Annotated in this window: 21 protein-coding genes; 6 read left to right on the top strand and 15 right to left on the bottom strand. The window is 73.9% G+C overall.

What is annotated here, in order from left to right:
• Positions 1-2: 2 nt before the first annotated feature.
• From ACFYWL_RS22930 to ACFYWL_RS22920, 3 genes are read right to left on the bottom strand one after another with little or no spacing between them, the layout of a single operon-like run.
• Positions 3-1706: an urease subunit alpha gene (locus tag ACFYWL_RS22930; protein WP_386975897.1), complete on the bottom strand. Its 1704-nt coding sequence runs from the start codon at positions 1704-1706 to the stop codon at positions 3-5.
• Complete coding sequence (locus tag ACFYWL_RS22925; protein ID WP_386975894.1) at positions 1703-2074, bottom strand: urease subunit beta; 372 nt, start codon at positions 2072-2074, stop codon at positions 1703-1705. Before ACFYWL_RS22925 ends, ACFYWL_RS22930 begins: the two co-directional genes overlap by 4 nt.
• Positions 2071-2373, bottom strand: a complete 303-nt coding sequence (locus tag ACFYWL_RS22920) for an urease subunit gamma (protein WP_386975891.1) — start codon at positions 2371-2373, stop codon at positions 2071-2073. Before ACFYWL_RS22920 ends, ACFYWL_RS22925 begins: the two co-directional genes overlap by 4 nt.
• A gap of 457 nt (positions 2374-2830) precedes the next feature.
• Here ACFYWL_RS22920 and ACFYWL_RS22915 point away from each other — a divergent pair, with 457 nt between their 5' ends.
• The 5 genes from ACFYWL_RS22915 to ACFYWL_RS22895 all read left to right on the top strand — a co-directional run bounded on the left by ACFYWL_RS22915 (position 2831) and on the right by ACFYWL_RS22895 (position 6327).
• Positions 2831-3910, top strand: coding sequence for a DUF5919 domain-containing protein (locus tag ACFYWL_RS22915; protein ID WP_386975888.1), 1080 nt, complete (start codon positions 2831-2833; stop codon positions 3908-3910).
• 195 nt (positions 3911-4105) lie between these two features.
• Positions 4106-4507, top strand: a complete 402-nt coding sequence (locus ACFYWL_RS22910) for a YbaB/EbfC family DNA-binding protein (RefSeq protein WP_386975885.1) — start codon at positions 4106-4108, stop codon at positions 4505-4507.
• Complete coding sequence (locus ACFYWL_RS22905) at positions 4494-4814, top strand: type VII secretion target (RefSeq protein ID WP_386975882.1); 321 nt, start codon at positions 4494-4496, stop codon at positions 4812-4814. The genes ACFYWL_RS22910 and ACFYWL_RS22905 overlap by 14 nt, the downstream gene beginning before the upstream one ends.
• Positions 4811-6004 carry a WXG100 family type VII secretion target gene (locus ACFYWL_RS22900; RefSeq protein WP_386975879.1) on the top strand — a complete coding sequence of 398 codons (1194 nt, stop codon included), beginning with the start codon at positions 4811-4813 and terminating at the stop codon, positions 6002-6004. Before ACFYWL_RS22905 ends, ACFYWL_RS22900 begins: the two co-directional genes overlap by 4 nt.
• Positions 6004-6327 (top strand): hypothetical protein, encoded by a 324-nt coding sequence (locus ACFYWL_RS22895; RefSeq protein ID WP_386975876.1) that lies wholly within the window; start codon positions 6004-6006, stop codon positions 6325-6327. Before ACFYWL_RS22900 ends, ACFYWL_RS22895 begins: the two co-directional genes overlap by 1 nt.
• Positions 6328-6631: 304 nt before the next feature.
• Here the strand turns inward: ACFYWL_RS22895 and ACFYWL_RS22890 are convergent, their stop codons facing one another.
• On the bottom strand, positions 6632-7030 hold the full coding sequence (locus tag ACFYWL_RS22890) for a type II toxin-antitoxin system VapC family toxin (protein WP_386975873.1): 399 nt from the start codon (positions 7028-7030) through the stop codon (positions 6632-6634).
• Positions 7027-7926: a hypothetical protein gene (locus tag ACFYWL_RS22885; protein ID WP_386975870.1), complete on the bottom strand. Its 900-nt coding sequence runs from the start codon at positions 7924-7926 to the stop codon at positions 7027-7029. The genes ACFYWL_RS22890 and ACFYWL_RS22885 overlap by 4 nt, the downstream gene beginning before the upstream one ends.
• A gap of 318 nt (positions 7927-8244) precedes the next feature.
• Here ACFYWL_RS22885 and ACFYWL_RS22880 point away from each other — a divergent pair, with 318 nt between their 5' ends.
• A complete protein-coding gene (locus ACFYWL_RS22880; protein WP_386975866.1) occupies positions 8245-8556 on the top strand; it encodes a hypothetical protein in 312 nt (103 codons plus the stop codon).
• Between the two features lie 548 nt (positions 8557-9104).
• On the opposite strand, the gene ACFYWL_RS22875 is transcribed toward ACFYWL_RS22880, so the two are convergent.
• The 10 genes from ACFYWL_RS22875 to ACFYWL_RS22830 form a co-directional block, all read right to left on the bottom strand.
• Positions 9105-10004, bottom strand: coding sequence for a hypothetical protein (locus tag ACFYWL_RS22875; RefSeq protein ID WP_386975863.1), 900 nt, complete (start codon positions 10002-10004; stop codon positions 9105-9107).
• 317 nt (positions 10005-10321) lie between these two features.
• Positions 10322-10591 carry a hypothetical protein gene (locus ACFYWL_RS22870; protein ID WP_386975860.1) on the bottom strand — a complete coding sequence of 90 codons (270 nt, stop codon included), beginning with the start codon at positions 10589-10591 and terminating at the stop codon, positions 10322-10324.
• A 42-nt stretch (positions 10592-10633) separates the two neighbouring features.
• Positions 10634-12031, bottom strand: a complete 1398-nt coding sequence (locus tag ACFYWL_RS22865; protein WP_386975857.1) for a pectinesterase family protein — start codon at positions 12029-12031, stop codon at positions 10634-10636.
• Between the two features lie 202 nt (positions 12032-12233).
• Positions 12234-15356: a tubulin-like doman-containing protein gene (locus ACFYWL_RS22860; protein WP_386975854.1), complete on the bottom strand. Its 3123-nt coding sequence runs from the start codon at positions 15354-15356 to the stop codon at positions 12234-12236.
• 31 nt (positions 15357-15387) lie between these two features.
• The gene (locus ACFYWL_RS22855; protein ID WP_386975851.1) at positions 15388-16896 is read right to left on the bottom strand and encodes a vWA domain-containing protein; all 1509 of its coding nucleotides are present in this window, start codon (positions 16894-16896) and stop codon (positions 15388-15390) included.
• Positions 16897-16909: 13 nt separating this feature from the next.
• Complete coding sequence (locus ACFYWL_RS22850) at positions 16910-18253, bottom strand: hypothetical protein (protein WP_386975848.1); 1344 nt, start codon at positions 18251-18253, stop codon at positions 16910-16912.
• A 17-nt stretch (positions 18254-18270) separates the two neighbouring features.
• On the bottom strand, positions 18271-21180 hold the full coding sequence (locus tag ACFYWL_RS22845) for a hypothetical protein (protein ID WP_386975845.1): 2910 nt from the start codon (positions 21178-21180) through the stop codon (positions 18271-18273).
• Complete coding sequence (locus tag ACFYWL_RS22840; RefSeq protein WP_386975842.1) at positions 21177-23204, bottom strand: hypothetical protein; 2028 nt, start codon at positions 23202-23204, stop codon at positions 21177-21179. Before ACFYWL_RS22840 ends, ACFYWL_RS22845 begins: the two co-directional genes overlap by 4 nt.
• A 338-nt stretch (positions 23205-23542) precedes the next feature.
• Positions 23543-24193 carry a LuxR C-terminal-related transcriptional regulator gene (locus tag ACFYWL_RS22835; protein WP_386975839.1) on the bottom strand — a complete coding sequence of 217 codons (651 nt, stop codon included), beginning with the start codon at positions 24191-24193 and terminating at the stop codon, positions 23543-23545.
• Positions 24181-25356: a sensor histidine kinase gene (locus ACFYWL_RS22830; protein WP_386975836.1), complete on the bottom strand. Its 1176-nt coding sequence runs from the start codon at positions 25354-25356 to the stop codon at positions 24181-24183. Before ACFYWL_RS22830 ends, ACFYWL_RS22835 begins: the two co-directional genes overlap by 13 nt.
• Positions 25357-25488 lie beyond the last annotated feature (132 nt).

Raw genomic sequence — 25488 nt, 5'->3', positions numbered from 1 at the left:
CGTCAGAACAGGTGGTAGAGCTGGGTCATGGGCAGCTCCGGCACCGGGTCCGGCTCGACCACCTCACCGTCGATGCGGACGGTGAAGGTGTCCGGGTCGACCTCGATGCGCGGCATCGCCCCGTTCTCCGGCAGGTCGGCCTTGCCCCGCGACCGCACGTCGGCGACCGGGACCAGGGGCCGGCGCACGTCGAGGCGCAGCCCGGCCTCCAGCGCCGCGGGGGCCACGAACGCGAGGCTGGTCGCCGCCGACGCCACGCCGTACGCGCCGAACATCGGCCGGGGCAGCACCGGCTGCGGCGTCGGGATCGACGCGTTCGCGTCGCCCATCTGCGCGTACGCGATCATGCCGCCCTTGAGCACCAGGTGCGGCCGTACGCCGAAGAAGGCCGGGTCCCACAGCACCAGGTCGGCGAGCTTGCCCGGCTCCACCGACCCGACCTCGCGTTCCAGGCCGTTGGCCATCGCCGCGCAGATGGTGTACTTCGCGACGTAGCGGCGGGCCCGGTGGTTGTCGGCGCGCCCGTCGCCGGGCAGCGCGCCCACCCGCCGCTTCATCACGTGGGCGCTCTGCCAGGTGCGGGTGATCACCTCGCCGATGCGCCCCATCGCCTGCGCGTCGGAGCCGATGATGGAGATCGCGCCGAGGTCGTGCAGCAGGTCCTCGGCGGCCATCGTCGACGGGCGGATGCGGCTCTCCGCGAACGCCAGGTCCTCCGGCACCGCCGGGTTGAGGTGGTGGCAGACCATCAGCATGTCGAGGTGCTCGGCGAGGGTGTTGCGGGTGTACGGGCGGGTCGGGTTCGTCGACGACGGCAGCACGTTCGGCTCGCTGGCGACGGTGATGATGTCCGGCGCGTGGCCGCCGCCCGCCCCCTCCGTGTGGTACGAGTGGATGGCCCGGCCGGCGATCGCGCGCAGCGTGTCGGCGACGAACCCGGCCTCGTTGAGGGTGTCGGTGTGGATGGAGACCTGCACGCCGGAGGCGTCGGCCACCCGCAGGCAGGCGTCGATGACCGCCGGGGTGGTCCCCCAGTCCTCGTGCAGCTTGAAGCCGCCCGCGCCGGCCCGCAGCTGCTCCCACATCGCCTCCTCGGAGACGGTGTTGCCCTTGCCGAGCAGCAGCACGTTCACCGGGAACGCGTCGAGCGCCTCGTGCATCCGGGCCAGGTGCCAGGCGTTCGGGGTGACCGTGGTGGCGCGGGTTCCCTCGGCCGGGCCGGTGCCGCCGCCCACGATGGTGGTGACGCCGCTGGTCAGCGCCTCGTGCACGACCTGCGGGCAGATGAGGTGCACGTGGGTGTCGACGGCCCCGGCGGTGAGGATGCGGCCGTTGCCGGCGATCACCTCGGTCGCCGGGCCGATCACCAGGTCCGGGTGGACGCCCGGCATCGTGTCCGGGTTGCCGGCCCGGCCGAGCGCGACGATCCGGCCGTCGCGCAGCCCGACGTCGGCCTTGACCACGCCCCAGTGGTCGAGCACCACCGCGCCGGTGATCACCGTGTCGAGGGCCCCCTCGGCGCGGGTGGCCCGGGACTGGCCCATCGACTCACGGATGACCTTGCCGCCGCCGAAGACCATCTCGTCGCCGCCGACGCAGTGGTCGACCTCCACCTCGATGAGCAGGTCGGTGTCGGCGAGCCGGATCCGGTCGCCCGTCGTGGGCCCGTACAGGTCGACGTAGCGCCGCCGGTCCAGTTCGCTCACCGGTCCGACCCCCCGTCCGGCCCTGCGGATGCCTCCGGCGCTGCGGCGGCGGGTGGGCCCGCGTCCAGCGGGCCGGCGACCTCGCCGCGCAGGCCGGCGACGATGCGGGCCCCGCCCAGCGGCACCAGCTCCACCTGGCGGCTGACCCCCGGCTCGAACCGCACGGACGTCCCGGCGGGCACGGCGAGCCGCTGGCCGTACGCGGCGGCGCGGTCGAAGCGCAGGCCGGGGTTGGCCTCGGCGAAGTGGTAGTGCGAGCCGACCTGGACCGGCCGGTCGGCGGTGTTGACCACCAGCAGGGTGGTCACCGGCAGGCCGGCGTTGATCTCGACCGGGCCGTCGCCGGGCAGCACCTCCCCCGGGATCACGGGATCGGGTGGTGCACCGTCACCAACTTGGTGCCGTCCGGGAACGTCGCCTCCACCTGCACCTCCTTCAGCAGCTCGGGGACCCCGTCGAGCACGTCGTCGCGGCCGAGCACGTCGCGACCGGCCGACATCAGGTCCACTACCGACCGGCCGTCGCGCGCGCCCTCCAAGAGGAACGCGGTGATGATGGCGACGGCCTCGGGATAGTTGAGGCGCAGGCCGCGTTCGCGGCGGCGGCGGGCGACGTCCGCCGCGACGTGCACGAGCAGGCGATCCTGCTCGTGGGGGCTGAGGAACACGGAAACCTCCGGGCGGTCCGGCGTGCGCGCTCCCGCGGCCACGGCACGCGTCGAGGGCGCCGGGCGAGAGAGGACACACGTGACCGCCGCCGGCCGTCGGCGGTTCGCCCCGGGACCCCACCGGCCCCGGCCCGATCCTACGGCCGCGCAGCGGTGTGGGGGCTGGGAACGGACCGCACCGCCAACCGCTGCCCCGACCGTAGAGGATCGCCGGGGATGGTGGCAACGGCCGCGGCGGCGGTGCGGCGCGGGTCACCGGCGGCCGGTGTCCCCGGCCGGAGGATCCCCGCCGCCGCGGCGTCCCCGCAGCAGGCTTGCCGCCGCGGCGTCTCCGCCGCAGGCCCGCCGCCGCGCCGGTCACGAACGGGACAGCGGGCGGCAAAGCGGGCACGTATTCTCTCGTTCTCCGGCCGATCAACGGGCGTGGGCGTGGGCGACCTGACCGGGAGGGTGCGGGATGCGGCGGGTGACCGGGGGCCGGCAGCGGCGGTCCTTCCTCGTCGGCGGGGCGCTGCTCGGGGCCGCCGTCGCCATGCTCCTGGCCGCGTGGCGCAGCACCGGCTTCCTCAGCGACCTGCTGCTCAACCTCGGCTCGAGCGTGGTGCTCGCCGCGATCTCGTACGTGGTCTTCGACCCGCTCTTCGAGGAGGCCCGCCGGGCCCGGGTGCAGGAACACCTGAGCTTCGACCGGGCGGCGTTCGTCGAACGCCTCCAGCGCAGCGGCCGGCTGGTGCGCATCCTCGACACCTGGACGATCCTGCTGGAGCACCGCAACCGCGACGAGACCCTGCAGGCGGTGCGGGCGGCGCTGGCCAAGGGCGCGCGGGTGCAACTGCTGCTGCTCGACCCGGACTGCACGGCCGCCCAGCAGCGCGGCGAGGAGCTGGAGCGGCAGCGGATCGACGTCCCCCGGCAGATCCGGGCCAACCTGCGGCACCTGGCCGCCTTCCGGCGGTCGCTGGAGCCCGTGCTGCGCGACCGCCTCCAGGTCCGGATCTACGACGCGTCGCCGTCGATCCAGCTCTACCAGTGGGACGCGCGGGCACTGATCTCGTTCTTCCCGATCGGCAAGCTGTCGTTCAACGTCCCGCAGCTGGAGGTGGACATGGACAGCCCGTGGGGCGGGTTCGTGCACGCCCGGTTCGAGGAGCTGTGGGGGCAGCCGCAGGCCACCCTGGACCTGGAGCGGTACTGGTCGACGACGATCACGCTGCGCCACGACGACTCCGACGTCGTCGAGATGCCGGCGGACTTCGTCACGGTGGACGGCCAGCACTACATCGACTGCCGGGCGCTGCGCATGGCCCGCCCGCTCACCGTCCGGGCGCAGCTTCCCCCGCGCGCCCGCGCGGCCACACCGCGCGAGTACGCGCTGGTGGAGCCCGCCGACGGCGACCGTACGCCGGCGGCGCGGGTGGCCCGGCTGTTCGACCAGAAGTACGGCCCCCGCGACGGCGGGCGGACGATCCTGCGCCTGGCGCCGCAGGGGGCGGACGACGGGCGGGTGCCCGGCGCCCGCTCCCCCGCCGGCGCCTGACGAGCAGAGCGATCCCGGCCGCCGACGCGGGGCGGCCACGGCGGTGACGCACGGCAGCTTGCCCCGGCGGGCCACGGTGTGGGACAGCTTCGTGACTCGCCGGCCGGTGCCGTCCGTCACGGGTCGGCGGCGGTGGGTGACGGGTTGCTACGGTGTGCGGGACGATTACCGGTGTGTCCCCTGGGGAGGGCCGACATGTGGGCGGACGAGGCCGCGCTGGACGCGGCGACCCGCCGGCTCGACGAGTGGGAGTCGTCGATCGCCGACCGGGCCGCCCGCGCGCAGGCGCTGTCGGCGCAGGCGCGGGCCCTGACCGGCACCGCCCGCAGCCCCGACCGCACGGTCGAGGTCACCGTCGACGCCGTGGGCCTGCTGGTCGACCTGCGGCTGCACGAGCAGACCCGGCAGCAACCGGCGGCACACACCGCCCGGCAGATCGTCGCCACCACCCGGGCCGCGCACGCCGACCTGCTGCGGCAGCTCACCGAGGCGACCGCGCAGACCCTCGGCGACGACGACCCGGCCGGGCAGGCGATCGTCGAGGACTACCGGCGGCGGCTCGACCCCGGCCGGGGCCAACCCGATGGCCGCCGGTGACGGCATCCGGGTCGACCCGGACGACCTGACCACCCACGCCGCCCACCTCGAACGCCGCGCCGACAGCCTCGACACTGCCCGGCAGGCCGGCCAGCACGTCCGGCTGGGCGCCGACGCGTACGGCCAACTGTGCGCGATCATGCCGGTGCTGCTCGACGGCCTCCAGCAGACCCTGGTCGACGGCGTCGACGCCGCGGCCCGGTCGGTGCGCGACACCGCCGGCCGGCTACGCTCCGGCGCCGAGGGCTACCGGGCCGCCGACGCCCGCGCCGAGCAACGGTTCCACCGGGTACGAGACGCGCGGTGACCGGCAACCCGCTCGTCGCCGCCCCGGCCGGCGACGCGCCCAGCGCGTGGGCCGGCATCTGGATCTGCGAGGACATCGAACTCATCGCGCAGGGCGTGCGCGACGGCAGCTGGATCGACGGCAGCCTCGGCGTGGTCAGCGCTGGCCTCGACGCCCTCGCCTTCGTCTCCGACCCCGTCGGCGCCCTGCTGCAATACGGCATCGCCTGGCTCATCGAGCACGTCAAGCCCCTCAGCGAGGCGCTGGACTGGCTCGCCGGCGACCCCGCGCAGATCACCGCGCACGCGCAGACCTGGCGCAACGTCGCCGCCTCGCTGCGGGACGACGCCGCCGAACTGGCCCACGCCGTACGCACGGAGGTCGCCGGCTGGGGCGGCGACGCCGGCCCCGCCTACCGCTCCTGGGCCGCCGGGCAGCACCAGGCGATCACCGGCCTCGCCCAGGCCGCCGACACCCTGGCCGCCATCACCGAGGGCGCGGCCGGCCTCGTCGCCGCCGTCCGGCTCCTGGTCCGCGACGCCATCGCCACCTGCGTCTCCCGCCTCATCGTGTACGCGGGAGAACTCGTCGCCACCGCCGGCCTCGCCACACCGGTGGTCGTGGAGCAGGTCACCACCACGGTGGCGTCGTGGGCGGCGCGGATCGCACGGCTGCTACGCGGGCTGCTGGCCAGCCTGCGGCGGCTGATGCCACAGATCCGCCGGCTCGGCGAGCTCATCGAGAAGCTGAAGCAGGCGCTGGGGCACCTTCTCAACGGCGGTCAAACAGGCCGAAGGAACACCTCGCCACCAGGGCCGCCTCGCAGCCCCGAGCCGCCGCGGCTCGATGAAGAGCGGCGGATCCACGAACTCGGCATGGATCCGGCGACGGGCAGGTTCCGGCCCGGTGAGGCCGAGACGGCTGCCCGGCTAGAGCGAGAACTGGACGTCACTCTGACCCGAGCACCCGAAGGCTCATCTGCCGACTGGGTCGACAGCAGCGGACGCACCTACGATGCAGTAGGCAACTTCCCAAGCCAGTACTTCGACCGGCAGTGGCCTCAGCTCCAGTATCAGATCGAGCGACACCTGGCCAAGGCCGACCTCGTGCCGGTTGACGTCTCGCAATTCTCTAGCGAGCAGGTCGCTAGGATCGAGCAGTTCATAGCGGATCGCGGCTTGGGCCCGCGAGTGTTCATTGTGGGGAAGTGATGGCTGGCCTCATCGTGCTGAAGCCCGGCGTCGACTGGACGGTGACCGGCGGCCTGTTCGACTGGACGCTGGAGTTCCTCATCCCGAGGCTCTCCGACCGTAAGGTCGCGGAACAGCTCCAAGAAGTCGTCGACAACAATCTCGGCTCGGTCTGGGTTCACGAGTTGCCGCCAGATGCCCAGACGGAAATCGTCAGCCACTGGCGGCACGGCCTGGTCGCCGCAGGAAGGCAGGATCTGCCCGAGAGCGAGCACAAGGCCGACGTGATCCGCCGCCTCCAGGAGCTGGTGGATGCCACCTACACCGCCGGCTATCCAGGATGACGTGAGGCCGACGCATCCGAGGATTGGGCCTGTGCGCCACAAGGGCAGCGGGGCAGGCCGCCGGTTGATCACGCAACCCCGTCGAGAAGACACTGCTGGCCGCCAGCACCCTCGGGCCTGACCTCGCCGGATGGCTGGCCTCATCGTGCTGAAGCCTGGCGTTGACTGGACGGCGAGTGCTACGCCGTGCGGGCGAGCATGCCGCTCGCCTGGGTCCTCAACGCCGATCCGGCGGAGCACGACCTCGGCTGACGTGAGCCGGTACTCTGTCCGCAGCTCACAGAGTCGCGGCGCGGGAACCACCTCAGGGCAGTACTACCAGCCCGGGAAAGCCGTCGAAGTGCCGACGGTTCAACGTCAGCAACGGAGCCTCGTAGCGGATCGCCGTCGCACAGATCCAAAGATCGTTGGTCTGCACCGTCTGCCCCAGCGCGTGGCCGGCGGACTGGGCCTGCGCCTTGAGTCGTCCCCACAACCGGGCCAACTCCTGGTCGTAGGGAGCCACCACGTAGCGCCGGACGGCCTCGTCAAGGGCCAGGACACGACGATCGCCCCATCCCGCCTTCGCCGCGCCGTAGTGCAGCTCAGCGACGGTCGCGAAGCTGAGGATGGGCACCGAGCCAATCAACTGCTGAGCGAGGTGGTCATCGGCTCCCTGCCAGATGATCGAGAAGGCATCAGTGTCGACGAGGACCCGCTTCACTGGCCTTCACCCTCACCTCTGGCCGAACGCAGCGCCGCCAGAAAGTCGTCGATGTCGCCAATCGGTGCCCCGCGCAGCTCTTCGACCGAACGGACCGGCGTCACACCCTGCGCTCTGGCGATGTCGTCCAGGCTCTTCGGCTCGGCAGAGTCGAGCCTTCGCAGGCTCGACAGGTGCAGAATGTGGATTGTCGTGCCATTGGGTTCGAGCTCGGCGACGCCTTCCGCCATCACCACCTGGTCCATTGCGTCCAGCACAGCGTCCCGTAGGTCGGAGTCAAAGTCACAGAGGATACTTCCGGCATAGGTGTCGATCCGGCAGCGCAGGGTCGCGGGCGAGAAGTCCCCCATGTGCAGGCGGCCGACGATCGTAGATTCCTGGGCGATCTTTTCGAAAGAAGTCCGTCGGACCGCTCGGCGAAGCGCTTCGTCGATCACAAACCGGGTGCGATCGCCCTGCCACAGCTCCACCCGGGTGACACTTCTGGCACTGATCCCACCGGTCAGGCTTCTGAGCTGGTTGAGCACTTGCGGACCGAAGTGAGGTGGCAGTACCTCCGGTCGCTCGCGGAGACGGTTCGTGCCCTCCTCCAGCGCCGTCAACGCCTGCTCTAACACTCCTTCATCGAGTGAAAACTGCCCGGTTCGCGCGATGTCCAGCAGCGCTGAGCCCGCTCGAAATCCGACGAAATCGAGCCGCACCGCGTCCACGATCTCGCGGGGCCGACGGCCGGGGCCGGTGGCCTTGCCGGCGATGCTCAATGCCAACAGCTCCAGGGCCGCCTGCAATCCGCTCGCCAGCCGGGACAACTCGGCGAGCGGCAGTCGACCGCCCTCCGTGGCCGGCCCGACCGCCCGCAGCGTCAGGTCGACAGCCGACGAATCATCACCCGCCATCGCCACCTCCTCCGCCACTGGGCGCTGCCGGCCCAGACAGGGTACGCGCCCATCGGCGGAACACCGGGCGCAACACCGAGCGACACCCCGATCACTGATTGCTCAGCAGTGGTGCACAGGGATCAGGTCGGGCATGCTGAAGCCGGGACAGCAGATCTTTACGACGCAGAAGCTCGGGCAGCAGCTTGCTCCTAGCTCCGCCACCGTCCGACGAGCCTTGTCGCCTGAGCAGGCACAGAAGCGCCGCGACCAGAGGTGAGTTGTGGCGCTCCCCCGGCGGCGACCCGAGCCGCCCTTCCGCATTGTCATGGCGGCTACGTGATCGACTTCCACCACCGCAACGTCTGCTCAACGTGCGGGGACAACGGGTGCCCTCGCATCAGCGAGGCGCGCAACACGCTGGAGTCCTGGCGAGAAGGAGGCCCCGCCGTGCAGGCCGGCGACGTGCTGCACCTGACGCGCGCCGCCAGCGTCAAATTCATCAAATCGATCGCGTTCCGGCTGATCAAGGTCGGAACAACCTGCACACCTACCACGGCTGGGTTTGGCTCGACGGCTACGAACAGAACGAGCGAGGCGAAGCCGTATCCCGCCGCGAGCCGTACGTCACACGGGAAGGCATCAGGGTGATGAAGCCAGCTGCGGTCGCAGCATGAGCACAACCGAACCGACGACCTCACCGCTCACCGCATCGGCGACCGCGAGCGAGATCCCCTGTCCGCCGTCGACCCGGCTCCACTGTCGGCGGACGAACGCCCGTCCCGCATCCACCGAGAACACTCGCGGAACCGTGGTGGCCTCAGGAATCCGTGGATCCTGGACAGCAGCCCAGAGGCAAGTTAGGTCGCCGTCACGCCACGAACGGAGGCAGACAACCCCATCGGCGAGATCCACGGCAGGATGGCCAAGCACCATCCCACCAACGCTGTCGCAGCAGCCAAAGCCCTCGACGCAGTCAACCCCGCGTCCCCCGGCGATCAAGAGGAAAGGGTCAGGATTGATCTCGACGATGACGCAAACTTCTTGATCACCGGGGAACGACGGCCGGGGGCTGCGGCGGCCGGGTGATGTCGTACGCGACTCAGCTCCGTATGCGTCCCACGGCATCCGCTGCCACCTTCCACGAACGGCGGGGAGGGACGGCGTGCCGTCCCTCCCCGCGTTGCGGTGAGCCAGCTTCAGGACAGGAACTTGTCCAGGGCCGCCTCGATGGTGCCGCTGTCCGGCGAGGCGTACGACTTCATGGTGACCTTGTTGTACGAGATGAAGCTCGGGCACCGGTTGGCCGGGGCGTTCACGGTGCCGCCGTCGCCGATCTTCTCCGCGGTCTTCGCCGCGTAGAAGGTCATCGTGTAGCGCGACGAGATGTAGGAGATCGTGACCTGCTTGCCGGAGTTGTCCTTGTAGTCGCACTTCTTGGGCTCGCCCTCGCTGCCCTCGTCGACCTTCAGGCAGGCCACCACCGACACCGACGTGAAGTCGGCCGACTTCGCGTAGTACGGCTTCGCCGAGCTGACCGACTTCGTCGACCAGAACGTGGGCCGCTCGATGGAGTTCGCGAAGGTGTAGGCCTTGGCCCCGGACGGGCCGCTGTAGGTCGCCGCGTTGAGGATCGGGCTGCCGTCGCAGACCCCGGACAGGTCGCTGGAGTAGCGCGCCGTCACCGCGTTGTTGTTGTTCGGCTGCCCCTGGGACTCGGTTGGCTCGGGGGTGGCCGAAGTGTCCGTGCCGGGCTGGGGGTTGCCGTTGCTCGGGCCCGCCGTCGCGGGGCCGGACGCGACCGGGGTGGGATCGTCGTCGTCGCCGACCAGGGCGAGCCCGATGCCGGCGCCGCAGATCGCGAGGACGACGACCACGGCTCCGGCGGCCAGGCCGATGATCAGGCCCCGGTTCGACTTCTGCGGCGGCGGCATGGGGGCGCCGAACTGTGGCGGCCCCGGCTGGCCGTAGGCGGGCTGGCCGTAGCCCGGCTGGCCGTACGCGGGATACCCGGCGGGCTGGGCGGGGGCGGGCGGCCCGCTCCACGGCGTGACGTTCGGATCCGGCTGCCCTCCGTACGGAGGGTGATTGTTGCTCATCTGAAGCCCTTATCACTGTCGACGGGTGCCAGGCACTGGATCATCGATCAGGGTAGTGAGCGGCACAAACCGGGGGCCTGTCGACGATCCGCGACCGGCTCCAGCCAAGCACTCGGCGTGACGGATAACTACTTTCCGTGTAGCAAGTGGCGGAGGTCGGCCCGGGTGCCGGAGGGTCCCGACAGCGGGACGCGGGCTGCGGGGGAAGGGGAATCCGCCGCGGGCGGTCATGCCGTACGGACGACCGGGCCACCCGGATCGGGTCTGTGACCAAGATCACCTTGTCGGGAGCAATGGGGTGACCCGGCCCAACCCCGTCAGGAGGAGTCGCGGACGTCCATACGTTCCACCAGCCCGCCCCGAATGGTGTAGACGTGCTGCACCATCTGGTCGACCAACACCTCGCCGTCGAGGGACCTGACGACCTGGTGGACCTCGACGCGCACCCGCCCGTCGGCCTCCCTGACGATGGCCCGCGGCTCGACCCGGGGATCGACGCTGCCGAACTGACCCCGCCAGTAGCGCCCCACCTCCCCCGGCCCGACGAGGCGGACGCCACGGTCAGGTCGCGCAGAGGTGGCCCGCACGACGGATCGGGCGGGCCACCTCCGGTCAGTTGCCGGCCGGGGTCACATCGGGTTCCAGCCGTCGGAGCCCGCGAGGTACTTCTGCGGCGTGTAGTTGGCCGCCTGCGAGTCGCTGAGCTGCGGACGGTTGCCGTTGACGCCCGCACCGGCGCCGGTGTTGCGGTATTCCAGGAACCGGGCGTTCTGCCAGGCATTGCCGGACATGTCGGTCCAGGGCTGCGCGGTCTTGACGGTCGCGCCGAGCGACGACTCCCGGTACAGCACCTGGGCGGTCGGCCCCCACGGCCGGCCGAGGGTCGTGGTGTTGTTGGTCGCGCCGGTGATGGTCGAGCGGTAGATCAGCATCCCGTACGTCTTGTTGGCGGGCGTGCGGGCGGCCGTGATCGGCCCGCCGGTGGACCGCTTCTCGTAGATCGAGGCCCGGTCGAGCACGACGGTGCCGCCCCCGAAGATGAAGTCGACGGTGCCCTCCACGTAGGAGTCGACCACGTAGGCGCGGGCGTTGTCGTTGACCAGGAAGGTGTCCTGGTCGCCGAGCAACCGCACGTTGCGCAGCACCGCCCGGTCGGCGTTGAGGTGCAGGGCGACGGCCTGCTGGTCGCTGTTGTTCCAGTTCTCGACGTAGTCGTTGGAGATCGTCAGGTTCTCCGCGACGAAGTTGGCCCCGTAGACGAACATGCTGGCGCTGTTGAAGGTGCCGTGGGTGGCGGCGTAGTTGTTGTAGACGAGCACGGTGTTCGACGGCGACGAGCCCAGGCCCCGCAGGGTGATGTGGGGCTTGTTGGCCGGCACCGTGACCACCTCACGGTAGGTGCCCGGCTTGATGGTGATGGTGACCCGCGAGCTGTTGTTCGTCGGCACCGCGTTGATCGCGGCCTGGACGGTGCGGTACGTGCCGGTCCCGTCAGCCGCCACGGTCGGCGTTCCGGCCGGCGGCGGGGTCGTCGGGGGCGGGGTGGTCGGGGGCGGGGTGGTCGTGGGCGGGGTCGTCGGCGGCGGGGTCGTCGGCGCGGTCGTGCCGGTGCAGGTGGTGCCGTTGAGGGTGAAGACGGTCGGCGCGGGGTTGCTGGAGTTGTTCCAGGACCCGTTGAAGCCGACGTCCACCGCGCCGTCGGCCGGGATCGACGCGGTGTAGTCCGCGTTCGTCGCGACCACGTTGCCGCTGGCCGGGCTCGCGGTGAAGCCCCAGGACTGGGTCACGGCCTGACCTGCGGTGAACGTCCAGCCCAGACGCCATCCGTTGACGGCGTCCCCGAGGTTCTTGATCCTGATGGTGGCGCTGAAACCGCCGTCCCACTGGCTGGCCACCGCGTAGGTGACCTGGCAGCCGGCCGCGGCCTGCGCGGAACCGGTGATCGCGAGGCCCGCGACGACCGTGGCGGCGGTGGTGAGGGCGGCGGCCATCGACAGGGCTCGCCGCCGTCTCGACAGAACACTCACGCTGACTCTCCCAGGGGTCCTGGCCCGCCGGTGGGCCAGCCATCGAGAACTGCCTATATTACGGGGCCATATCGTGGCACGGCGCGGAGGAGCTGTAAAGCGCTTTCCCCGGCCTCCTGCCCCGCCCCCGGGAGAGCCGCCCGGGCGGTCGCCGTCGCCGACACGACGACCGCCCCGGCGGGTGCGCCACCGGACCCGACCGTCAGGGCCGGTCGTCGACCGCCAGGTGGGCCGCGACGGTGAGCAGGTGCCACAGCTCCGGCTCGATCCGGTGCGCCGACGGCAGGCCGTAGAAGCGCCGGGTCCCGTACTCCCAGTCCAGGTCACGGCGGGCCTCGGCGGCGGCGGCGAGGACGGCCTCCCGGCGGATCTCGGCCAGGCGCGTGGGCAGCGTCGCCAGGTCCCGCAGGATCAGCCCCAGCCGCGCCTCGTCGCCGACCTGCTGGTGGGGCAGGCCGCGCTGCGACCGGGTCGTCCAGCCCAGGACGTGGTCGCCGCCGTCCGGGGCCAGGATCGGCGACAGCCGCTCGTTGGCCAGCGCCACGGCCGCGGCCCGCAACAGGTCGGCGTCGCGGCACAACAGCAGCAGCTCCCCACCGAGCCGGCCCAGCGGCCGGGCCAGGACGCCGTCGCCGACCAGCTTCTCCGAGTACGCCTCCAGCACCGCCGCGTTCTTCTCCTCGGCGAGCACGTGCGGCGACGGCGGGCTGGCCCGCCGCTGCTCGTAGGAGCGGCGCAGATCGGTGAAGCCGTCGAAGGCCGCCAGCCGCAGCGAGTGCCGGGAGGCGAACAGCACCACCTTGTCGGTGACCGGCCGCTCCTCGGCCTCGGTGGAGGGGACGATGTCGTTCAGGTCGACCCGCTGCTGGCGCAGGAACGCCCACAGCTCGCGGCTGAGCGCCTCGCCCGGCGCGCCGGAGGGCGGAAGCGCCGCGAACGCGTACACCTGCTGTTGTGGCTCGCCGTCGTCGTCCCGGGCCAGGTTGACCAGCCGGCGGTGCTCCTCGTCGTCGTAGTTGACCAGCCAGTCGCTGCCGTCGAGCAGTTCCCGGCCCAGCTCGTCGGCCGGCACCCGGGACCGTTCCAGCAGCTCGAACACCGAGATCTGGCGCAGCGGCGCGATCAGCGGACGGGCCCGGTCGCGCAGGGCCCGCACCACCGCCGCCGGCCCGCCGGAGGCCGCCGGGCCGGACGCCGGGGCCGGACCGCCGGGCGGCGACGCCGACGCCAGGGCCAGCGTCGCCGCGCCCTCGGCGAGGGACACCCGCCAGGCCAGCGCAGAGGCCACGTCGGCCAGCCGGGGTCGCCGGCCGTCGCGGTCGGCGACACCCACCGACCGGTCGTACAGCCAGTCCTCGGTGCGGTGGTCGTCGACGGCGGGCACGACGCGACGCAGCGGGAAGCGCTCCGCCTGCCGCCGCTCGTTGCGGACGTCCTCCATGGCCAGGCGCACGACGCGCGTCGCGTCGTCCACCGCGTCGCGCCAGCCCTGCGCCTCCTTGCGGACGACCGCGACCGTCTGCGTCATCCGCTCCAGCATCAGCAGCGTCCGCAGATGGCAGTCGTGCTGGTAGTGGGCGGTCAGCAGCGCCTGCTCGGCCGCCAGGTAGTCGAGCTGGTGCCGGCCGCGGAACACGCCCCGGTCCTCGCGGACCCGCTCCTCCGCCTGGTCCCGCGCGGCCTTGGCGATGCCGGGATCGGCGCGGGGGGCCTGCTCGACCCGGCTGCGGAACAGGTCGAGCCGCTGCTGCACCCGGTCCAGGAAGGCCAGTCCGCCGCGCGGTCCGCCGTCGCGCCGGGACATGATCCGGGCCACCGCGCCGCGCAGGGCGATCCCCCACTGCCGGTCGGTCTCCCGGGCGTGGTGGTCGGCCACGGGGTGCCACTGCTGCTGCGTCTTGAGGGTCAGCGGCACGTTCTGCTCGCCCCAGAACACCCGCACCGCCTCCTGGGTGGCGTCGACGACGACCTGCCCCCGGTGCTCGGTCCGCATCTGCCGGATGTCCTCGAAGGGCAGGCGAAGGTTGGGCAGGTCCGGCAGGCGGGGGCCGCCGCCGGGCGCGGTCAACCAGGCCGACGAGGGCGCCAGCAGCCCCTCCCGCGCCGGGTCGCTGTCGAGTTCCTGGAGCACCGGCGGCGGCTGCGCGCCCTCGGCGTCCCGCTCGTCGGTGGCCCCGGCGAGGAGCTGGTCCACCTCCGGGCCCAGGTCGCCGACGGTGGTGGGCAGCGCGGCCAGCACGTCGGCGGCGGCCCGGTCGACCAGGCCGCGGATCACCGGCTCCCAGGCGTACTCGACGAGGTAGACGCCGAACGTGGAGTAGAGGTCCGTCGCGCCGCGCGTGTACTTCTTGGCGTTGACCCGGTAGCTGCTGAACGCGGGGCCGACCGTCGGCAGCAGGTGCGCGTAGACGGCGTCGGCGACCGCGACGGGGCAGACCGCCTCCGTGTCGTACGCCGGCAGGTGCCGGCCCGACGAGCGCGACCGGCGGCCGTCGATGAAGTACGTGTACTGCGCCGGAGCGGCGGTCATCTCGTGCCGGTTCCGCGCCGACCAGCGGAACTCCGCCGGGTGGGCGCGGTCGCTGTTCATCAGGCGGTCCAGTTCGCGCAGCAGCGCGTACCCGTTGGCCTCGCTGCGGGTGCGCTGCGGCCCGTCGAGCCGACGCCGGAACGCGCCGGAGAGCACGCAGAACAGCGTCACGGTGAACCCGCCGCCGTGCTCCTGGCGCAGCTTCTGCAGGTATGCCAGCACGTCGAGCAGGATGCCGGCGCCGGTGCCGCCCGCCGTCGAGCTGACCACGTAGATGTTCGGCATGGTGTCCGCGTCGACGAGGGTGAGCTGGTCGAGCGCGTCCTCCAGCCGCTTCGTCACCGGCGTCGCGCCCAGCACGTCGGAGAAGAACGCCAGCCGGCCGAACGAACGGATCTGCCCCGCGCCCTCCACCAGGAAGGACAGGGCCTCGTCGTCGCGGATCTCCCGGGCGTCCTGCGGGCCGAACCACGGCACGACGGTGGGATAGAACTCCTGCGCGACGTCCCGCCCCTGCCGCACTTTGTCGATCATCGAGCGGACCGAGCCGTCCAGGTACAGGTCCTCGGTGTCGACGTCGAGGCTCACGCCGTCGACCTGGGGGCGCGTGCGCCGGTCCACGTCGAGGGCGCGCAGCAGGACGGGCCAGTCGTAGGGGCGGCTCTGTGGCCGCTCCGGCGCGCCGGGATCGCGGCGCAGGTCCTGCCAGCGCTGCTCGATCGCGAGCCGGTGCTTCAGGTGGGCGGCGGCGATGCTACCGGTGCCGCCGAGCCCGATCACCAGTGCTGGGAGCACGGTAACCTCCATGTCCGCCGTGAGGCTGTGGTCAGGGTTGGTAGGTGAAGGTCGTGCCGTCCGCCGCCGACACCGGCTGCCGGGGCCGGCACACCACGCGGTGGCGGCGGCCGGCACGGCGGTAGTCGATGTGCAGCACCAGCTCGGTGCCGCTGCCCACCGTCCGGCGTCGCCGCAGCGCCCGGACCGTGCCCGTGCCCTGCACGCCGCCCCGGCCGTGGGCCGCCGGGAAGCGCACCATCCGGCCGCTGAGCAGCTGCCGGTACGGCGTCGCCGCGCCCGGCTCGGCCACCAGCAGGTGCCCGCCGCCCATCGACTTCCACCGCCGTCGACGCAGCGTCACCACCAGCGCGGCCAGCGCCACCAGCGCGAGCCCGGCCACGACCACCAGCCAGACGGGGATGCCGCTCGCCGTCCTGGCCCCGGCCGCCCGCGCGGTCACCGGCTGCGGGGCGAAGTCCAGGCCCAGGTCGCGGTCGATGACGTCCCGCCACGGCGAGTCGAGGGTGCCCACCAGCCGGACCTCGCCGTCGGTGGTGCGTTCGCCGCCGATCCAGGTGCCGGGCAGCGCCTGCGGCCGGAGCCGGAGGGTGACCCGCTGCTCCGGCGCGGCCGGGTCGAGGACGACCTGCGCCGGGTCGACCGTCCCCGTGACGCGCAGGCCGTCGACCTCGACGGCCAGGTCGCGGACGGTCAGGGGGACCCGGGTGGCGGCGCTGCGGATGCGGGCCACCACGTCGAGCGGGGCGTCGCCGACCACGACCGACGGCGGTTCCAGGGTGAGCGTCGCGGCGAGCCGGTCCCGCGACACGTACGCCGCCGCCTTCTCCACCGCGATCCGGTCCCGCACCCGGCCGAGGTAGTCGCCCACCTGCTCCGGGGGCAGGTCCATGAGCACCGTGTCGTCGAAGACCTCGTCGAGCAGGCGCACGTCGGTCCGGCCGGTCAGCGGGACGCCGAGGGCGCGCACCGAGCGACGCTGCTCCACCGCCCGGGCCCGCTTGCGCAGGTCGGCGAAGGCGTCGCCGCCCGGCCGCGCGTACCTCGACCCCGCCGGCGGGTCCTGCACGCCGTCGGTGAGCATGATGACGGTCGCCGGGGCGGTCTCGCCGGGCTGCTCCACGATCTGCAACGCGGCCTCGATCGCCGCGCCGATGTCGGTCGCCCGCCCTTCGGCGCGGCCGGGCAGGCGGCCCAGGACGCCGGCGCCGTTCGCGCCGATGTCGCCGCTGAAGACGGGATCGGGGCGCTCGGCGAACGCGATCAGGTGCAGCCGGTCCACCGGGGCCAGGCCGTCGAGCAGCGGGCGCAGCGCCGCCCGCGCGTCGGCGTACAGGTCGCGCCGGCCGTCCTGCATGGACGCCGAGACGTCGAGCAGGACGACGTAGTCGGCGGGCAGGGTGTCGACGCGCAGGCCGCGCAGGACCTCCGGCAGGGTGGCCTGGTCGGGGGCCGAGCCGGCGCGGGCGGGCGCGCCGACGACCGTGAGCAGCGCCAGCAGGCAGGCCGCGAGCGCGGACCGGACGGCACGTCTCGGCATGGGGCTTCTCCTTCTAGTACGTGGCGCTGTACACGACCCGCCCGGGCTTGTCGCCGAGGTCGGTCCCGCGCAGGTGGGGCCGCAGGCAGTCGAGGACCAGCCCGTCCGGCTCGGGCTGGCCGGTGAGCCGCACGTCCTCGCGGCCGTCGGTCAGCCCGTTCTTCTTCGCCTCGGCGTACCGGCCGGCGATCTCCGTGACCACCACGTGGGGCGCGTGGACGGCGCCGACGTCCCGCACGAACCGGACGGTCTCGTCGCGCAGGCGGTGCCACCAGCTGTCCGGCGCGACGAGCGGACGGTGCACGACCACGCGCAGCCCCTCGGCGAGCTGGGCGGCGCGCAGGACGCAGCGCTCCGTCTCGCCCCAGGCGACCGCCTGGCTGAACTTCGCCAGCCGCTCGGCGAGCAGGTCGGTGTAGCCGACGCCCTCGTGCGGGTCCCGCAGCGGCGTGAGCTGCCAGGTCCGGGCGCTGTGGGCGGCCTCGTCGGCGACGGCCAGCCAGCTCATCTGGTGGGCGAGCCCGGCGACGAGGTCGTAGCCCGGCTCGTTGCCGGACAGCGGCGCGGCGACGCCGCCGGCCTTCGACGCCCGCGGGTCGGCGAGGACGCCGGGGTAGCGTCCGCACGCCGGCACGAGGACCCGGGCCGCGACCGTGGCCGGCGCGGGGACCCGGTGCCACACGTCGGCCGGTTCCAGCCAGTGCGCCGGGGCGACGGTGCGCATCCGGGCCGCCCAGATCGCCTCCAGCGCCGGGGGCAGCCGCAGCAGGCTCAGGTGGAACGCCCGCCACCGGTCGACGAGTTCGACGCCCGAGGGGACGGGCCGGCCGCCGGTCCAGCGGCGCACCTCCGCCTCGTCGGCGAACTCCACGAAGACCTGCTCGATGGCCCGGCGTACCTGTTCGCCGGTCTCCCTGACGGGCCGGGAGCCCGGCACGGCCCAGCCGTCCACGTCCGGCCGGTGCAGCCCGGCCGGCCCTTCGGCGGCCGGCGGCCCGGCCACGGCCTCGTCGTCACCGGGCGGGACGGCCCGGTCGGCCGCCGGAACGGCCGCGGCCCTCTCGGCCTGCTGCGCCGCCGCCTCCGCCGCCGCCTCCACCGGGGCCGGTCGGCGGTCCAGGCGGGACACCAGCCGGCGGTACAGCTCGGCGGCGCACTGCCACATCTGGTCCTCCTCGCCGGGGGCCCCGCCGCGGGCCCGGTCCATCGCGGCCCGCAGGAGCCCCTGCTGCATGACCCCACCGAGCCGGGTCACGTGTTCCCGAAACAGCTCGGCGTAGCGGCCGTCGGCGCGCAGCACGGTGGCCAGCAGCTCCTCGAAGGGCACGTCGGTGAGGTCGGTTCCGCTGTCGGTCACTGGGTCTCGTCCGTCCATCAGTGGGTCCCGTCGAACGGGTTGTCGTGGTCGTCGGCGTCCAGCTGCGGCGCGCCGAGGCGCACCCGGAACACCACGCCGGGGTGGGTCTCCACGTCGAGCGGGTCGTCCGTGTCCCACCGGGGCGGATCGCCGGCGTGCACCCGGACGACGCCGTCGGCGTCCAGGCTCACCAGGTGCGGGCCCCGCGCCCCGGGCACCGCCGACAGCGTCCCGACGAGGTGGTCCCGGCCGTCGTCGGTGCGGTAGAGCAGGCCCCACCGGCCGTCGTCGCCCGGCGGCGGCAGCGCGCCCGCGCCGAGCACCCCGGGGCGGGGCTCGCCGTGCTCGTCGACGAACGTCTCCCGGGTGGCCGGGGCCGTGCCGGGGCCATGCAGCGCGGGGCGCGGCGGCGTCTCCCGCGCGCCGGCCACGTGGAGGCGGTCGGCGTGCGCCGTGGCGTCGGCGGCGTCGCCCAGCAGCTCCGCGGGCAGGCGCGGGGCCGGCTCCGCGCGGTCGACGCGCAGGTACGGCCGTTCCCCGCGCCACAGCAGCAGGTCGAGGTTGCCGGCCGCGTCGACCTCGATCCCGGCCCGGATCTGGCGCGGCCAGAGCCGCCGATCGAGCCGCCGGGACGCGCCCGACTCCGCGAGCCGGGAGTCGAGCTCGCTCCAGCGGAACACCCCCCACGGCACGGGCTGCCCGCCGTCGACCTCCCGGCGGATGATGCACCGGTCGCCGAGGGGGCCGATCGTGGCGAAGGCCCGCAGGCTGCCGTCGGCCTGCTCGCGCAGCGGGGTCCCGGCGGGCAGGAGCACCCGCCCCTGGTCGGCGCGGCCGGCCATGCTCAGCGCGCAGGGCAGCGCCTGGAGCATGTTGTCGACCTCGACGGCGACCTCCGTGGCGCCCTGGCGCAGCAGGTCCTCGTCGGCGACCGGGGCGCCCAGGGACGCCAGCGACGCCGCCCAGGCCGCGCCCATCGACGCCGCGTTCTTCGCGTACGTCCGCTCCACCGCGACCCGCACCGGCGGCTCGCCGCGCCGGTTGCCGGCGGCCAGTTCCCGGCCGACGACGTGGGCGGCGAGGGCGAGCTGACTCGCCTTGCCGGTGAGGATGACCCGGTCGAGCCGGTCCGCGTCGTCCAGACGGGCGCGGGCGAGACCCGCGGCGAGCCTGCTGACCTCCACCAGCATCGGCTCGGTCACCTCGACGAAGTGCGCGTAGGACAGTTCGAGGGGCCCGCCGCCGATGCCGGGGGGCAGCTTCGCCGGCACGCCGTCGGCCCGGCTGACGATGTCCTGCACCACGTCGGCGGGCAGCCGGAACGGGCGGTCGGGCGCGACGCCGATCTTCGCGCGTTCGGCGAGGTCCCACAGGTCGCCGAAGGTCCGCTCCCGGCCCTGCGGGCTGCCGGCGACGCCGACGGTGCGGGTGCCGAGCACCCGTTCCACGTTGTCCCGGAACCGTCGGCCGGCGGGCCCCTCGGGGACGGCGGTGTCCCGGCGCAGGGCGCCCAGCGCCTGGCGGACGAGCCGGCCCGGCACGTACCGGCCGTCCTCCCGGCAGGACGCGTCGAGGCCGGCGGTGACGGTGTCCTGCCACTCGCGCCACGCCCCGGCCTCGCCGAGCTGGTCGACGCCGGTGTGCCCGGTGGTGAGCAGGTGGTCGGCGATGATCGCCTTGAGCAGGTGGAAGACCTGGAGGGTGAGGAAGTCCCCGCCCCGCCGGGCCCGGCCGCTGGTGCCGCGCAGTTGGGGCCGCAGCCGGTAGTAGCGGCCCGTGACGCCCGGCTCGGCCTCCGGCAGCGGCGGCGTCTCGTCGCGCAGGTGGACGGTGACGAGCGCGATGTCGGTGGTGCCGCCGCCGATGTCGACGACGAGGGAGTTCTCGATCCAGTGCCGCGGCCGGCCGGGGACCGGGCGGAACCGGGCCCGCAGGGCCTCGATGCCGATGGCGTAGTTGGCGCCGAGGTCGCGCATGAGAAAGAAGAGCGCGGCCGAGATGGCCTCGTCGTAGCGCAGGTCGGCCTCCCCGACGCCGAGCACGTCGGTGAGGACCCGCGCCAGGCGTTGCCGGGCCGACGGCGGGGCCATCGTCGGGTAGGTGGCCACGACCTGGTCGACGTGGCCGCTCTCCAACCGGTCCGGGTGGGCGCGGGTGAACTCGTCGGTGCGGTCGAGCAGGAAGCCGAAGGCCCCGCCGAGCAGCGCCTCCACGTCGACGGTACGGTCGTCGTCGCGCAGCCCGACGCGGAAGCCGGGGTCGTCCAGGTGGTGCTTGAGGCCCCGTACGGAGGCCAACGGGGTGCCGTCGCCCAGCGGCGGGCCGAGGCGCACCCGCAGCTCGGGGTCGACGGCGGTGACGTCGAGTCGGCTCGGGACCTCCTCGGCCTCGATCGCGCTGTCCAGCCGCACCGGGAACAGGCAGTGGTGCTCCAGGGCCGGGGTGGCGAACGCGGTGTCGTAGCAGTGGTGCAGCCGGCCGGCGAGCCAGGCCGAGAAGGGCGCGGTGCCGCCGGGCTGGGCCAGGTCGAGCGCCAGCAGCACCCGGTGCAGGAGGGCACCCCCGGCGGCCTCGTCGCTCTCGACGGCCTCGACGAGGCCCGCGACGTCGACGCCGGTCAGGTCGACGGCGATCCGGTCGCGCAGGGCCGACCACTCGGCGCGGCACGCCTGGGCCCGGGGCGTGGCCAGTTCGTCGTCGGCGGGCTCGGCGCGCAGCAGGGCCACGGTCTCCCGGCACAGGACGGCCCGCTGGTCGGCCGGCATCGGCAGCAGCGGGGGCGGCCGGTAGGGGTCGTAGAGGGTGACCGTGGAGTTGGTGGTGCCGAAGTCGACGGCGGCCAGCCCGCCGTGCCGGTCGGGGAAGCGGCGCACGCCCGGCCGGATCCGTCGTCCGACGCCGGGCGGACGGGGGTCCTCGGTGCTCATCTGCCCTCCTCGTCGGTGCGGGACGTCCGGTCGTGCTCCTCGGCGCGGGACGACCGGTCGTCCTCGTCGAGCAGGGCCTCCACCCGCCTGGCGAGGACCTGCGGGGGGTCCGGCTCGACGCCGGGGTCGACGCCGGCCAGCTCACGGATCTGCGCGTCGGTGCGGGGCAGGGCGGCGCGCAGCTCCCGCAGCGCGTGGCGGATGGCGTCGACCCGGCGGACCTGTTCCACGGCGAGGCCCTCGACGGCCAGCCGGCGGACGGCCTCGACCAGTTCCCGGCGCACCCGCATCACGGTCACCTGGTGCCGGCCGGACCCGTGCGGGTCGTGCCAGGGCAGGGGCCGGTCCGGCGCGAGGGGGAACGCCTGGCGCGCGGCGTCGGCGTCGGCGGGCGGCGGCCCGTCGGCCGGGCCGGCGCGGGTCAGCCAGTCGAGCTGCACGGCGCGCCGCAGCGTGGTCAGCGCCGGGTCGGCGTCGTCCCGGTCCGGCCGCTCGCGCGCCGGCTCGACGTCGTCGAGCAGCGCGGCCTTCAACGGGCCGAGCCGCGGGGAGCGGCGCTGCCGCCAGGCGGCGACCGTCGCGTCGACGACCTCGCCGACCACCGACGGCAGTTCCCGGAGGGTGGCGCGGAACGCCGCCTCGAACACGTCGGGGCGCACGGGCGGTTCCTCCCGGTCGAACCCGTCGCCGGGCTGCACGTGCTGCTCGGCGACGGCCGCGAACAGGACCGCCCACTGCGGCCAGGAGTGGACCCGGGCGACCACCCGCTGGGTGACGGCGTCCTGCGGGGTCATTCCGCCGTCCAGCCGGGCGTCGGGGCCGGCGACGCCGCGTCCCACGTCGTCGATCAGCGCGGTCAGCTCCGCGCCGATGCGGCCCACCAGGTCGCGCAGCCGCTCCTGCGCGGCCGGGGGTGGCGGCGGGGCGGCGGGAAGCTCCTCGTCGAGCGCCGCCACGGTGGCGCGCAGCACCCGGCGCAGGTCCAGGTGGGCCGCGTGGGCCCGGGTGGCGCGCGCCGCCCGGCCGGCGTCGCGGCCCGCGCCGAGGACGGCGGCGCGCAGGTCGTCGGCGGGGGCGGGGGGTCCGGCGCGCAGCGCCGCGCTGCCCGGCCCGGTCAGGACGGTCAGGTGGGGGTACGCCTGCGCAACCCGCTCGGCGTCGCGCCGCGGCCCCGGCAGGAGCACGGCCGCGCTGGCCGCGCCGAGTTCCTCCTCGATCAGCAGGTCGGCACGGCCGGTGCGCAGGCGGGGCGCGAGCACCGGCAGGTCGACCAGTTCCAGGGGCTCGTCGGCCAGCGGCCAGCGGGCGTGCGGCACCTCCACCTCGACGGTGACCCGGCGCACGACCGGGAACACCCGGTGCAGGACGCTCTGGGTGAGTTCGGTGCCGGGCGCGTACGGGCCGGGCGCGGTGGGGTCGGGGAACGGCGGTACGCCGCCGGCGGCCCCGCCGACGTGGAACGGCATCGTCGCCTGGTGGACGGCGTCGAGCCGCGCCGGGGCCGCCTCGACGCCGAGCAGGTGCTCGGCGAAGACCTCGGCCCGGTGCAGCGCGACGAGTTCGGTCAGGCCGGCGCGGCACCGCGCGTCGGCGGCGGGCCAGAGCCGCCGGGCCTGCGCCAGCGCCTGCGGCCAGTCGGCGTCCGGGGCGGGCCCGCCGCCGAGCCGGTCGAGCAGCCGGGACCGGCAGCGCGCGATCGCGGCGCGGTCCAGGAAGGACACCGAGACGGCACGGACCGCCGCCCGCTCCTGCGCGACGGCGCGCAGGAGCACCGCCGTGACGTGCCCGAGGGTGGACCGCTGCGGGGTGAGCGCCGGTGCGCCCTCGCCCAGCAGCGGCTGCCACAGGTGGTGGCTGACGACGTGGTCGTCGTCGCCCTCGGCCAGCAGGGCGACGGAGATCGGCGTCTGCGCGACGCGCACGACCTGCGCCGCGGCCTCCCGGGCGGCGTCGGCGTGCGGGCCGCCCGGCAGGGCCGCGGTGACCGCGGCGAGCAGGCGCTCGGCGCGCTCGCGGGTCCGCACCGCGGGGTCTGTGCGGTGTGTCGGCACGGGTTTCCTCCGGTCAGGGGTACGGTCGGCCAGCCGCCGTCCGGCCAGCGTCGGACCATCGGCGATCAGGAGCGGGCGCGGGAATCGGGAGGTGACGAGGGGAATTGCCGCGCCTCGGCGTCGGCGTGGCCCGACTGTAGTCGGGCACCGGGAATTGTCAGTGTCAGCCTTCGGACACTTTTTCGCCGCTGTCGAGGAAAAGCCGCACGGCCCCGGTCCCGCCAACCGAATGGCTGACGGTAATCGTCGGAAGGCGCCCGGGGCCGAACGTTGTCGATCGTTTCGAACGGGTTGTCATCGACGTTCGCCTCCTACTTCGGCGGCAATCGGCCACGGCCGAATCCGTCCTCGCGGGCGCGGTCCAGAAACTGCACCCGGTGCTCGATCGGCCGGCCCGCCCGCGCGTATTTCTCCTTGATCCGGTCGAGGTACGTGCGCACCGTTCCGGGCGCTATCCCCAGCACCCGGCCGACCGCCTCGACGGTGCACCCGCTGCCGTAGGAGACCAGCACCTCGCGTTCCCGGGCCGACAGTTGCGGGCGTTCGGGCCGGGCGTCGCGGCCCAGCCAGAACGCGTGCTCGGTGGTCATCGGCGTCTCCCCGGCGGCGACCTGCCGGACCACGTCGGCCAGGACGCCGAGGTTGTTGGCCTTCAGCACGTACGCCGAGGCGCCGGCCTCGGTGGTCGCCGCGATGTAGACCGGGTCGGGGATGACCGACACCACGACGACCGTGTGCCCGGCGGCGACCAGCCGGCGGACGTTGTCGGCGGGGTCGGTGAAGTTCTCCAGGTTCAGGTCGAGGATCACGATCCTGGGCCGCCGCGTCGCCGCGAGGAACTCGTCGACCGAGACGGCGAGGGCCGTGAGCGTGATGTCCGGCAGGCGGCTCATCCAGGCGGACATGCCCTCCAGCAGCATCTGGTCGTTGTCGATCGCGCCGATCTCGATCATCGCCGCCATGAGACCTCCACCATCGTTCCCTGGTCCGGCGCGGAGTCGATGGCGACCCGGCCGCCCACCTCCACGACGCAGTGCCGCAGCTCGCGCACGAGCCCCCGGCCGGGGGCGACCTCCTCCGGCCGGAAGCCCCGCCCCCGGTCGACGACGGTGAGGGTGACCTCGCCGTCGCCGCCGACGGCGGTCAGCCACGCCTCGTCGGTGCCGGCGTGCTTGGTGACGTTGGTCAGCGCCTCGCTGACCGCGTTGGTCAACGCCTGCTCGACGTCCGGGGGCAGGCGTTCGGACAGGTCGTGGAACTGCGAGTGCACCTGCAGGCCCAGCGCCTGCTTGTCGCGCACCACGCCGGCCAGCGCGCTGGCCAGGTTCCCCGTCGGGCCGCCGCTGCCGGCGGTGACCAGCCCGCGCAGGTAGTCGGCGTCGCGCTGGGCGAGCGCCCGCACCTCCTCCCGGCGGTGGTCCAGCCGGCCCCGGGCGATCATGCTCAGCGTCGTCAGCACGGTCCGGTGCAGCGCGTCGTACTGGCGGGTCCGCTCGTCGAAGCGGGCCTGCGCGGCGGCCTCCCGGGCCCCGGCGGCCAGCGCCGCCTCGGTGGCGGCGTCCAGTTGGGCGGCGCTGCCGCGCAGGTAGCCGGCGACCACGGCGGCCAGCACCGCGAAGCCCAGCAGGGACACCGCGTTGACGGTGGTCGCGCCGAACCCGTCCGGGCCGGCGAGCAGCTCGCGCAGGGACCCGGCCAGGTAGCCGGCCACGAGCAGGGCGACGGCCGCCGCCGCGGGCCAGCGCGGCACGAACGCGGCGGCCACGATCGCCGCGCCCATGGCCGGCGGCAGGACCCAGTGCTGCCAGCCCGTGTCGCACGAGGCGACGCAGGCGGCCGGGACCAGCAGCAGCCCGAGCAGCGCCACCAGCACGTCGGCGTAGACCCAGCCGTGGCCCATCCGGCGGGCCCGGCCGGCGCGGACGAACAGCAGCACCGTCCAGGCGACCGTGAGCAGGTAGCCGGCCAGGACCAGGGCCGGCAGCCGGTACATCCGCAGGCCGCCGATGAGCGGCACCGGGATCCAGACGGCGAGCTGCACCGCCCGCAGGCAGCCGGCCGCCCAGATCAGCAGCACGTTCACCCGTGCCGCCGCCTGCTGCGTCAGCGCCCCCGTCTGCCCCACGTCCCGACGATGGCACGTCGCGTCCGCGCCGGACAGTCGGCATATCGGCGGACACGAGCGGCCGGCCGCGACACCGGATGCGGATTTCGTCAGATTCTCCGCGGGAAGGGCATTGACGAATCGAATATCGGA

It is taken from the genome of Micromonospora sp. NPDC002575, from assembly GCF_042889525.1.
In the GTDB taxonomy this organism is placed as follows: Bacteria; Actinomycetota; Actinomycetes; order Mycobacteriales; family Micromonosporaceae; genus Micromonospora; species Micromonospora carbonacea.
The sequence above is the reverse complement of the archived record's forward strand: the minus strand, read 5'-3'. Positions and strand labels throughout refer to the sequence as shown.

Coding starts and splice junctions, on each gene's coding strand:
- ACFYWL_RS22915 (WP_386975888.1), top strand. CDS start 2,831: ATGCGGCGGGTGACCGGGGGCCGGCAGCGGCGGTCCTTCCTCGTCGGC.
- ACFYWL_RS22910 (WP_386975885.1), top strand. CDS start 4,106: ATGTGGGCGGACGAGGCCGCGCTGGACGCGGCGACCCGCCGGCTCGAC.
- ACFYWL_RS22905 (WP_386975882.1), top strand. CDS start 4,494: ATGGCCGCCGGTGACGGCATCCGGGTCGACCCGGACGACCTGACCACC.
- ACFYWL_RS22895 (WP_386975876.1), top strand. CDS start 6,004: ATGGCTGGCCTCATCGTGCTGAAGCCCGGCGTCGACTGGACGGTGACC.
- ACFYWL_RS22885 (WP_386975870.1), bottom strand. CDS start 7,926: ATGGCGGGTGATGATTCGTCGGCTGTCGACCTGACGCTGCGGGCGGTC.
- ACFYWL_RS22875 (WP_386975863.1), bottom strand. CDS start 10,004: ATGAGCAACAATCACCCTCCGTACGGAGGGCAGCCGGATCCGAACGTC.
- ACFYWL_RS22855 (WP_386975851.1), bottom strand. CDS start 16,896: ATGCCGAGACGTGCCGTCCGGTCCGCGCTCGCGGCCTGCCTGCTGGCG.
- ACFYWL_RS22845 (WP_386975845.1), bottom strand. CDS start 21,180: ATGAGCACCGAGGACCCCCGTCCGCCCGGCGTCGGACGACGGATCCGG.
- ACFYWL_RS22835 (WP_386975839.1), bottom strand. CDS start 24,193: ATGGCGGCGATGATCGAGATCGGCGCGATCGACAACGACCAGATGCTG.